This window comes from Mycobacterium sp. E2327, from assembly GCF_001672675.1.
GTDB lineage: Bacteria > Actinomycetota > Actinomycetes > Mycobacteriales > Mycobacteriaceae > Mycobacterium.
Map to the genome: position 1 here is coordinate 26787 of NZ_LZKE01000179.1, position 10619 is coordinate 37405.

The window sequence follows — 10619 nt, forward strand, 5'->3', positions numbered from 1 at the left end:
GCGAAGCTGGGCGCTGCGGGTCCCGGCCGCGCCTGCTGCGCCGGCTGGGTCGGTGCCGGTACGGTTTGGCGATGTGTGCTCGCTACCCTGCCGTGCGCTGACGGGCGTAGCCGTTCTCGCGTCGGCCACCGTTGCTTTGACCGGTTGCGGTTCGGGAGATTCCACGGTCGCCAAGACGCCGCAGGCCACCACGACGACGTCGACGGCGTCGATCACCGCCCCCGCCACGCCGATCCCGACGTCCGGCGTCGCCGCGCCGCCCGGTAGCGCGGCGCCGGCCGACCCGTGCGCGGTCAATTTGGCCTCGCCCACCATCGCGAAGGTGGTGTCCGAGCTACCGAACGACCCGCGCAGCCAGCAGCCCTGGAGTCCGGAGCCGGTGGCCGGCAACTACAACGAGTGCGCCCAGCTGTCGGCGGTGATCATCAAGGCCAACACCAACGCCGTCAACCCGACGACGCGGGCGGTGCTGTTCCATCTGGGCCAGTTCATCCCCCAAGGCGTGCCGGACACCTACGGGTTCAACGGCATCGACGCGGCCCAAACCACCGGCGACACAGTCGCTTTGACCTATCCCGGCGGCGTCAACGGGCTCAACACCGACGTGCGGTTCCACTGGGACGGCAACGGCGTCCAGCTGATCGGCAACACCCCGGGCCACTGAGCCAAGCCGGCCGGTCGAGCCCCCGGGGTTACGGGTTGCCGGTCCATGACGGGTATGTCCCCGGGCGGCCTTCCGCGCCGCTCTGGATCCCGCCGAAGGACAGGCCGCCGGTACCGCCATTCCCTGCGGCGCCACCGGGGCCGCCGGAGTTGTTCGTACCGATGCCGAGACCGCCCGCACCGCCATCGGCACCATCGGCGCCGGGGGCACCGTCGCCGACCTGTACCAGGTCCGGGATGTTCGAGGCGCCGCCGCCGCCACCACCGCCGGTGCCGGTGGCGTTGGTGCCACCAGCGCCGCCGAGGCCGCCGTTGGTCGTGGTCGTCGTACCGTCACCGGCGAACAGCTCCGCGTTGCCGCCGGTGCCGCCGTGCCCGGCGGCGCCGTTGACGGATGCGGCCCCACCGCCGCCGCCGCCACCACCGCCCGCGGCGTTACCGGCCGCGACGGTACCGCCCGCGCCGCCGCCACCACCGCCGCCGCCTGCGCCGCCGGTGGTGCCGGACGCGAGGTCACCGGCACCGCCGGTGCCGCCGGCGCCGCCGAACCCGATCGCCTGGTCGTTGCCGCCGACGGTGGCGAGGGCCTGGTTGCCGGAGCCGCCGGTGCCGCCCGTGCCGCCCGTGCCACCGGCGCCGCCGGTGCCGGTGCCAGTGCCGGCGTCGCCGCCGGCCCCGCCGATGCCGCCGCCGCCACCGCCGCCGGCCGTGATCAAGTTGCCCACGTCGGAGGTGTTGTAGCCGCCGAGGCCACCCTCGCCCCCGCCGCCACCGGCGCCGCCGTCGCCGTTGGTTCCGCCGTGAGGCGTGCCGCCGCCGTTGCCGCCAATCCCGCCTTGGCCGCCGTTGCCGCCGAAGCCGCCGTAGCTGCCTCCGTAGCCCGGGCTGGTGCCCCCGGTGCCGCCGATGCCGCCGGTGCCGCCCGCGCCGCCGGTGCCCGCGTGGCCGGTCGAGCCGCCCGCGTCGCCGCCGGCGCCGCCGTCACCACCGATGCCGCCGCTGCCGCCGGACGGCGAGTCGACGCCGCTGGGCCGCGACGGGTCGGGGGTGGCAGCGCCCGGGCCGCCCTGGCCGCCGTGGCCGCCGGTGCCGCCGTCGCCGCCGTGTCCGCCGTTGCCGTCGGTGCCGCCGGTGCCGCCGGTGCCAGCCGCGCCGCCGGCACCCGCGGCGCCACCGTGGCCGCCCTTGCCGCCGATGCCGCCGTGGTCGAGGTCATTGCCCGTGGTGGTGAAGTTGGCGCCGGTCCCGCCGTCGCCGCCCCGACCGCCGTCACCGCCCTGGCCGCCGGAACCGTTGGTCCCGCCCGCCGCGCTGTTGCCGCCGTGACCGCCTGCACCGCCGGTGCCGCCGTCGAAGCCGACGTCACCCTGGCCGGCGTTGACGGCCTCCGCGCCGGCCGCCCCGACATCCCCGTCGCCGCCGGCGCCGCCCTTGCCGCCGTCACCGCCGGTGCCCGCGTGGCCCGCGGTGCCCGCAGCACCCGCGCCGGTGCCGGCCGCCCCGCCGGCGCCCGCGTCGCCGCCGGTACCGCCGCCGCCGCCGTTGCCGCCGGCCACGGCGGAGCCCACTCCGCTGGCGCCCTCGCCACCGTCGCCGCCCTGGCCGCCATGGCCGCCGACCCCGCCATTGCCGTTGACGCCGCCGACTCCCGCGCTGCCGCCGGTGCCGCCCGCACCGCCGGTCCCACCGGCGAAGCCCTGACCGCCTTGGCCTGCGCTGACGCCCACCGCGCCTTGGGCCCCCACGTCACCCTGGCCACCGACACCGCCGGTGCCGCCCTGGCCGCCGGTTCCCGCGTGACCCGCCACGCCGGCGGTCCCGCCCATCATCCCCCTGTTGGCGCCACCGGCCCCGCCGGCCCCGGCGGCGCCGCCCGTCCCGCCGGTACCACCGTCGCCGCCGGCCACGCCGGAGCCCACGCCGCTCGCCCCGGCACCGCCGGTGCCGCCCATGCCGCCCTGACCGCCGGCCCCACCGGCGCCGCCGGCCCCGCCGAACAGCGCCTGGTTGGCCCCACCGGCCCCACCGTTACCGCCGGCCCCACCGGCGAAGCCGTCACCGCCGTGGCCGCTGTTGACGCCCACCGTGCCGGTCGACCCGACCAGACCTTGAGCACCCATACCGCCGATCCCGCCGGCCCCACCGTTACCGCCGCCCAACAGCCCATTGGCACCGCCGGCTCCGCCGTTGCCGCCGTGCCCGCCGGCGGCGGTGGCGTTGCCGCCCGCCCCACCGGCACCGCCGTGGCCCCACAGCCCGGCCGACCCGCCGGCCCCGCCGTTCCCACCGTTGGCGGCGTTTGCGCCCGACCCGCCGTTGCCCCCGTTGCCGAAGAGCCACCCGCCGTCGCCACCGGCCTGCCCGGTCCCGGCCGCGCCGTTGGCGCCGTCACCGAACAGCGGGCGCCCGGTCAGGTCCTTCACCGGCGAGAACGGGTTCGCCGCGAGGGCCTGCAGGTCGTGCTGCAACGTGCCCAACGGTGAGGAGTTGGCGGCCTCGGTGGCCGCATACGCGAGCCCGCCCGAGTTCATCAACTGCACGAACTGGTCATGGAAGGCGGCCGACTGGGCGCTGAGTGCCTGAAACTGCTGTCCGAAGCCGCCGAACAGCTGCGTCAGCACCGCCGACACCTCATCGGCGGCCGCCGGCGCAATTCCCGTGGTCGACGGGGCCGCCGCCGCGGTCGCTTCCCGGATCGCCTCCCCGATCGCGCTCAAGTCGGTGGAGGCACTGGCCAAGGCCTCGGGTGCTGCGATCAGGTAGGACATCTTGGGCTCCCATCGAACATGCCGCACATTAGGGGATTTACGTCAGAACCGTACTATAGGCATGTTTGAGAAGATGTAAAGCGACTTTCGGTATTTTCATATATTTCGTCGGCCGCCCGGCCCGATGGCCATTGGGGCGATTTAGGCCCGAACCGCGACCCCGTCGGGTCAGCTGGTCACGATCAGCGGAAGCGAGATCACGCCGGGGCCCCCGGCGACGACGATCACCCAGCGGCCGTCGACGGGCATGGCCACCGACACCGGGAAGAAGGCGAACCCGATTTCGCCGACGGTGGCCTCCGGGGGCATGTGGAAGGCGACGCGAAGGGGCTTCTGCCCCGCCGGGGGCCAGATCTCGACGTCGAGCCGGTCATCGTCGTCGGCATCGGACTGCGTCAGCACCACGAGCAGAAAGCTGGCGAACCGGTCGGGCCCGACCACGAATCGGGACAGCACGCCGCCGGTGACGTTCAGTTTGTTGTCGACCACCGCGGCCGCTTCGGCGAGAAAGGCCCCCGTAACGATCACCTGCCGAAGCTACCGCCCAGCTACGGCTCCGCCGCATGCGCCCCGCAGACTTGCGCGATTACCCTGCCGCACAGCGCGTTTCACGCGGAACGTCGAACGCACGCGCCCAACCGCCACCCCGCTCGCCGGGCCGAGCCGTGTCGGTCCCCTCGCCTACAGTTACAGCTGTGTTCGTCACCGGTGAAACCGTCGTCTACAGCGCGTCGGACCTCGCGTCCGCCGCCCGGTGCGAATACGCGCTCCTGCGGGATTTCGACGCGAAACTCGGCCGCGGCTCCGCCGTGTGTGTCGAGGACGAACTGCTCGCCCGAACCTCCGCCCTGGGTACCGAACACGAACGACGCCGCCTCGCGCGATACCGCGACGAGTTCGGCGATGCGGTCGCGGTCATCGGTCGCCCGGCCTACACGCCGGCCGGCTTTGCGGCCGCCGCCGAGGCAACCCGGCGCGCGATCGCCAACCGCGCCCCGGTGGTGTATCAGGCCGCGATGTTCGACGGCCGATTCGTCGGGTTCGCGGACTTCTTGGTGCTCGACGGCGAACGGTACCGGGTCGCCGACACCAAACTGGCCCGCTCGCCCAAGGTGCCCGCTTTGCTGCAGCTGGCCGCCTACGCCGACGCGCTCGCCGGCTCGGGCGTCCCGGTCGCGCCCGAGGCCGAGCTGGAGCTGGGCGACGGCGCCGTCGTGCGCTACCGCGTCGGCGACCTGGTCCCGGTCTACCGTTCCCAGCGCGCGCTGCTGCAGCGGCTGCTCGACGAGCACCACGCCGCGGGCACCCCGGTGCGCTGGGACGACCAAAACGTCAGCGCGTGTTTCCACTGCCCGCTGTGCACCGAGCAGTTGCGCGCCACCGACGACCTGCTGCTGGTCGCCGGGATGCGAGTCGCCCAGCGCGACAAGCTGTTCGACGCCGGCGTCACCACGGTCGCCGCGCTGGCCGACCGCGCGACGCCGGTACCCGGGCTGGCGCCCAGCGCGCTGAGCAAGCTGACCGCGCAGGCCAAACTGCAAGTGCGCCAACGCGACACCGGCACCCCGCAGTTCGCGGTCGTCGACCCGCAGCCGCTGACCCTGCTGCCCGAGCCGGACCCCGGTGACCTGTTCTTCGACTTCGAAGGCGACCCGCTGTGGACGGCCGACGGGCACGACTGGGGCCTGGAGTATCTGTTCGGCGTCCTGGAGGCCGGCGGGAATTTCCACCCGCGGTGGGCGCACAGCCGGGTCGACGAGCGCAAGGCGCTCGTCGACTTCCTCGCGATGGTGAAAAGGCGCCGCAAGCGCCGCCCCAACATGCACATCTACCACTACGCGCCGTACGAGAAGACGGCGCTGCTGCGGCTCGCCGGCCGGTACGGGGTCGGCGAGGACGACATCGACGAACTGCTGCGCAGCGGCACGCTGGTCGACCTCTATCCCCTGGTGCGCAAGAGCATTCGGGTGGGCGCCGAGTCGTTCGGCCTCAAGGCGCTCGAGCCGCTGTACATGGGGTCACAGCTGCGCGCCGGTGACGTCACGACGGCCGCCGATTCGATCACCTCGTACGCCCGCTACTGCCAACTCAAGGACGAGGGCCAACTGGACGACGCCGCGTCCCTGCTCAAACAGATCGAGGACTACAACCACTATGACTGCCGTTCGACACTGGCATTGCGCAACTGGCTGATGCTGCGCGCCTACGAATCCGGTGTCGTACCCGTTGGCGCGCAACCGGTTCCGGAGGGCAACCGGGTCGAGGACCGCGACCAGCTGGCGATGACGTTGTCGGCGTTCACCGGCGACGCGGGCGTCGCCGACCGCACGCCCGAGCAGACCGCGGTGGCGCTGGTGGCCGCGGCGCGCGGCTACCACCGGCGCGAGGACAAGCCGTTCTGGTGGGCGCACTTCGACCGGCTGAACTTCCCGGTCGAGGAGTGGGCCGACGACACCGACGTCTTCATCGCCGATGCGGCGTCGGTCGACGCCGACTGGCATACCCCGCCCCGCGCGCGCAAGCCGCGGCGACATGTGCGCCTCAGGGGTGAGCTGGCGCGCGGCGAATTGATGACCGATGTCTTCGCGCTCTACGAGCCCCCTGCCCCGCCGAGCATGGCCGACAACCCCGACCGGCGCGCGGCCGGTCGCGCCGAAATACTGGCGGTCAACGATCCGGCGGTCCCCACCGAGGTGACCATCGTCGAGCGGGTCGGCAACGACGGCAACACCTTTGACCAGCTGCCGTTCGCGCTCACCCCGGGGCCTCCCATTCCCACCACGGCGCTGCGGGCCTCGATCGAAACGACCGCCGCCGCCCTGGCGGCCAACCTGCCGACCCTGCCGTGCGCCGCCGTTATCGACATTCTGATGCGCCGCGCGCCCCGCATGAAAGCCCCGTTGCCGCGCTCCGGCGATGCCGTCGCCGACATCACCGCCGCCGCCCTCGATCTCGACTCGTCGTACCTCGCCGTGCACGGGCCGCCGGGCACCGGCAAGACGCACACCGCCGCCCGGGTGATCAAAAGCCTTGTCGGCGAACATGGCTGGCGCGTCGGCGTGGTGGCGCAGTCGCACGCCACGGTGGAGAACCTGTTGGGCTGCGTGATCGACGCCGGGCTGGATCCGGGCCGGGTCGCCAAGAAACCCGCCGGACACAACGCCCCGCGCTGGCGGGAGATCGAGTCCAACGAATACCCGTCCTTCATCGCCGAGCACGACGGCTGCGTGATCGGCGGCACCGCTTGGGATTTCGCCAACGCCAACCGGGTGCCGCCGGGCAGCCTGGACCTGCTGGTGATCGACGAGGCGGGCCAGTTCTGCCTGGCCAACACCATCGCTGTTGCGCCGGCGGCCGCCAACCTCTTGCTGCTCGGCGACCCGCAGCAGCTGCCACAGGTCAGCCAGGGCACGCATCCCGAACCGGTCGACACGTCGGCGCTGGACTGGCTGGTGGACGGCCGGCGCACGCTGCCCGACGAGCGCGGCTACTTCCTGGACCTGTCCTACCGCATGCATCCGGCGGTCTGCGCCGCGGTCTCCGCGCTGTCCTACGAGGGCCGGCTGCAATCGCACGCGTGCACCAAAGAGCGCCACCTCGACGGGCAACGTCCCGGGGTGCACGTGAGTGTCGTGGAACACCAAGGCAATTCGACGGAAAGCGCCGAGGAGGCCGACGCGATCGCCGCCCACATCGGCGGGCTGCTCGGCCGGGCGTGGACCGACGAACGCGGCATCCGCCCCCTGGTCGCCGACGACGTGCTGGTGTTGGCGCCCTACAACGCCCAGGTGACGCTGATCCGCCGGCGACTCGGCGAGGCCGGGCTCGGCGCGGTCCGGGTCGGAACCGTCGACAAGTTCCAGGGCGGGCAGGCACCGGTGGTCTTCGTGTCGATGACGGCCTCGTCGGTCGACGTGGTGCCGCGCGGGATCTCGTTCCTGCTCAACCGGAACCGGCTCAACGTCGCCATCAGCAGGGCGCAGTACGCGGCGGTGATCGTGCGCTCGCGGCTGCTCACCGAGTACCTGCCCGGCACGCCCGCCGGCCTGATCGACCTCGGCGCGTTCCTCGCGCTGACCCAGGGCTAGCTAGCCCGAGTGCCGGCCGTAGCCGGCAGGATCGTCGTCCGGATCGGGGCGGTACCGGTGGCCGGGCGATGCCATCGGGCGAAACCGCTTCCCGCCGTCGACGCGAGATCCGTTGTGCGCGAGGCCGATCGGTCCAGCCGGCACGGGCTGGCGCACCGGCACCGGCCGGGCAGGCGCCGGGGGCGTGACGTCCGGTTCACGAACCAGCCGCAGTTCGACGTACTCGTCGTCGTCATAGTCGTCGTCGACGACGTCGCCCCCGTCCGGCGGCTTGCCGCCCGCGCCCGCCGACGGCGCGAAACCCAGCACGAACAGCGCGGCGACGACCCCGAACAGCACGACGAACGCGGGCAACAGCACCGACTGCGCCATCGCGGCCGCGAACGGCTCGCGCAGGAACTCGGGCAGTTGCACGGCGGTGGCGTCCTCGGCCGAGGCCGACGGCGCGTCGGACGGCATCTCGGAACCGATCCGCCAGGTCATGAACGCGGCCATGCCCGCGCTCCCGAGCACCGCCCCGAGCTGCCGCACCGAGTTGAAGACCGCCGAACCCGCGCCGGCGAGTTCGGTGGGCAGGTTGCGCGTCGCGGTCGCCGTCAGCGGCGACCACACGAACGCGCTGCCGACGCCGATCACGGCGAACGCCAGCAGTAGCCGCCAGATCGGCGTCGACGGGGACATCTCGAACGACAGCCAGGTGAGCCCGACCGCCATCGTGGAGAAGCCGAACCCGAGCACCGGCCCCGGGTGGTACCGGTCGACGATAATGCCCACGAACGGCGCCAGCGCACCGCCCACGACCGCCATCGGCGCGATCACCAGCGCCGAACGCGTCGGCGACAGCCCACACCCACCCTGCAAAAAGAACGGCAGCGGCAGCATCATCGCCGTCATCGCGAACGCGGTAACGGCGACCCCGGCGTTGCACAGGCCGAAGTCGCGGTCGGCGAAGATGCGCAGCGGGATCAGCGGCTCGCGGGTGTTGACGGCCTGCCAGTACACGAACACCGACATGCATCCGACGCCGGCGACGATCAGCGCCCAGACCCAGGGCTGCCAGTGACCGGCCTGGCCCTCCTGCAGGCCGAAGACGATCAGGAACATGCCCGCCCCGGACAACGCGACGCCCACCAGGTCGAAGCGCTGCGCCTGGGTGGGCAGCGCCGGCACCAGCCACGCCGCCAGCGCCAGCCCGGCGACGCCGATGGGGACGTTGACGAAGAAGATCCACTGCCAGCCCAGCCCGTCGACCAGCGCGCCGCCGGCCAGCGGTCCGACCAGGGTGGCCACCCCCGCGGTGGCACCCCACACGCTGACCGCGACACCGCGCCGCTCCGCCGGGAAGACCCGGGTGATCATCGACAGGGTCTGCGGGGTCAGCACCCCGGCGCCGACACCCTGGACCACCCGGGCGGCGATCAGCATGGCGACGCTGCCCGACAGCCCGCACCACAGCGACGCGGCGGTGAACAGCCCCAGCCCAATTAGATAGAGGTTCTTGGTGCCGTAGCGGTCACCGAGCCGCCCGGCCACCAGCAGCACCACCGCGCAGCCCAGCAGATAGGCGCTGGTCACCCAGACCACGGTGGCGTACCCGGTGTGCAGGTCGAGCTTGATCGTCGGGTTGGCGATGACGACGATCGTGGAGTCGACCATGATCATGAAGAAGCCGATGATCATCGCGAACAGCGCGTTCCAGGGATTCCGCGGGCCCGCCGCGAGCAGGGAGTCCCAGCCCTCCATGAACTGCGCGCGACTCGGCACCGCGCGCCGGTTTCCCCCCGGCGACCAAGGCGTCGCCGTGTTCATGTGCTCAACCCCCTCGCACCGACGGCTCGAATCGTCACCCAGCTCCGCATTATCCCGGTTGGGCAAATGCGCCGCTCGGCCGCGGATCGGTGAGCGCGGGTTAGCCTGGAATGGACATCGGCAAGAACCAACAGGATGAGCAGGATGCGGGCCCGACGAAACAGAGCGTCACGCATGTCAAAGCCGGAGCAGGCGGCCGTCGGCAAGGACGGCCGGCCCAAGGCCTCGGCGCGGGCATTGGCGCAGGTCATCGAGCGCAGCACCCGGATCCACGGCCCCGCCGCGGAGGCCTACGTGTCGCGGCTGCGCCGCGCGCACCCGGCCGCCACCCCGGCACAAATCGACGCCAAGCTGGAGAAACGCTTCCTGGCGGCCCTGACGGCCAGCGGTGCCGCGGTCGGCTCGGCCGCGACGTTTCCCGGGGTCGGGACGCTGACGGCGGTGTCCGCGGGCGCGGGGGAGACCGTCTTCTTCATCGAGGCCACCGCGCTGTTCGTGCTGGCCAAGGCCGTCGTCTACAACATCCCGGCCGACCACCGCGAACGCCGCCGCGCGCTGGTCCTTTCCGTCTTGGTCGGCGACGACAGTCAGCGCGCCATCGGCGAGCTGATCGGGCCGGGCCGCACCAACGGCGGCTGGCTGGCCGAGGGCATGGCGTCGCTGCCGTTGCCGACGCTGTCGCGGTTGAACACCCGGATGCTCGGCTACTTCGTCAAGCGCTACACGCTGCGCAAGGGCGCCCTGATGTTCGGCAAGGCGCTGCCGGTCGGCATCGGCGCCGTGGTCGGCGGCGCCGGCAACCGGATGGTGGGCAAGAAGATCGTCCACAACGCCCGACACGCGTTCGGCTTGCCGCCCTCGCGCTGGCCGAGCACGCTGCGGCTGTTGCCGCCGGTCCACGAGGCCGGCTGACGGCGGCCGCACCCGGTGCCTCTCGCGGATTGCCCGCGAAAGGTTAGCCTTTATTGGGGCGAAAACGGTTCCGCACCGTCGCGGGATTGAGTTGCCCGCCGATAACGCGTACAGCGCGCCTGCAGGACAAAAGAATTGAGGCGAATAGCGGCCGTGAGCAACATTTCACCATTCGGGCAAAACGAATGGCTGGTCGAGGAGATGTACCGCAAGTTCCGCGATGACCCCTCGTCGGTCGACCCCAGCTGGCACGAGTTCCTGGTCGACTACAACCCCGAGACCACCACCGAGCCGGCCCCCAGCGCCCGCTAGAAATTGCGTCCGATACGGCCGAAGCCGTTAATACCCACTCGGACCGTCACATGTGCCTCCATCGATC

6 protein-coding genes and 1 pseudogene are annotated in these 10619 nt (G+C 72.5%); 4 read left to right on the forward strand and 3 right to left on the reverse strand.

The genetic code is table 11. The features are described from left to right. Positions 1-73 precede the first annotated feature (73 nt). Positions 74-664: an LppP/LprE family lipoprotein gene (locus A5712_RS21230; RefSeq protein ID WP_068109280.1), complete on the forward strand. Its 591-nt coding sequence runs from the start codon at positions 74-76 to the stop codon at positions 662-664. Positions 665-692: 28 nt separating this feature from the next. Here the strand turns inward: A5712_RS21230 and A5712_RS32370 are convergent, their stop codons facing one another. Then, on the reverse strand, positions 693-3431 hold the full coding sequence (locus A5712_RS32370; RefSeq protein ID WP_068109284.1) for a PE family protein: 2739 nt from the start codon (positions 3429-3431) through the stop codon (positions 693-695). Between the two features lie 168 nt (positions 3432-3599). Continuing rightward, a complete protein-coding gene (locus A5712_RS21240; protein ID WP_082973570.1) occupies positions 3600-3956 on the reverse strand; it encodes a hypothetical protein in 357 nt (118 codons plus the stop codon). A 170-nt stretch (positions 3957-4126) separates the two neighbouring features. Between A5712_RS21240 and A5712_RS21245 the strand changes: the two genes are divergently transcribed. Beyond that, positions 4127-7519, forward strand: a complete 3393-nt coding sequence (locus A5712_RS21245; protein ID WP_068109289.1) for a TM0106 family RecB-like putative nuclease — start codon at positions 4127-4129, stop codon at positions 7517-7519. On the opposite strand, the gene A5712_RS21250 is transcribed toward A5712_RS21245, so the two are convergent. Further along, a complete protein-coding gene (locus A5712_RS21250; protein ID WP_082973567.1) occupies positions 7520-9328 on the reverse strand; it encodes an MFS transporter in 1809 nt (602 codons plus the stop codon). A gap of 144 nt (positions 9329-9472) precedes the next feature. On the opposite strand from A5712_RS21250, the gene A5712_RS21255 reads away from it, so the two are divergent. Both A5712_RS21255 and A5712_RS30415 read left to right on the forward strand, forming a co-directional pair. Next, positions 9473-10240: a hypothetical protein gene (locus tag A5712_RS21255; RefSeq protein ID WP_068109292.1), complete on the forward strand. Its 768-nt coding sequence runs from the start codon at positions 9473-9475 to the stop codon at positions 10238-10240. A 153-nt stretch (positions 10241-10393) separates the two neighbouring features. Further along, positions 10394-10537, forward strand: a pseudogene (locus A5712_RS30415) (hypothetical protein); the annotation flags it as partial. Positions 10538-10619: the final 82 nt, after the last annotated feature.

Bases quoted from the DNA above. Each gene is read 5' to 3' on its own strand.
- A5712_RS32370 (WP_068109284.1), bottom strand. From the start codon at position 3,431: ATGTCCTACCTGATCGCAGCACCCGAGGCCTTGGCCAGTGCCTCCACC.
- A5712_RS21250 (WP_082973567.1), bottom strand. From the start codon at position 9,328: ATGAACACGGCGACGCCTTGGTCGCCGGGGGGAAACCGGCGCGCGGTG.
- A5712_RS21255 (WP_068109292.1), top strand. From the start codon at position 9,473: ATGCGGGCCCGACGAAACAGAGCGTCACGCATGTCAAAGCCGGAGCAG.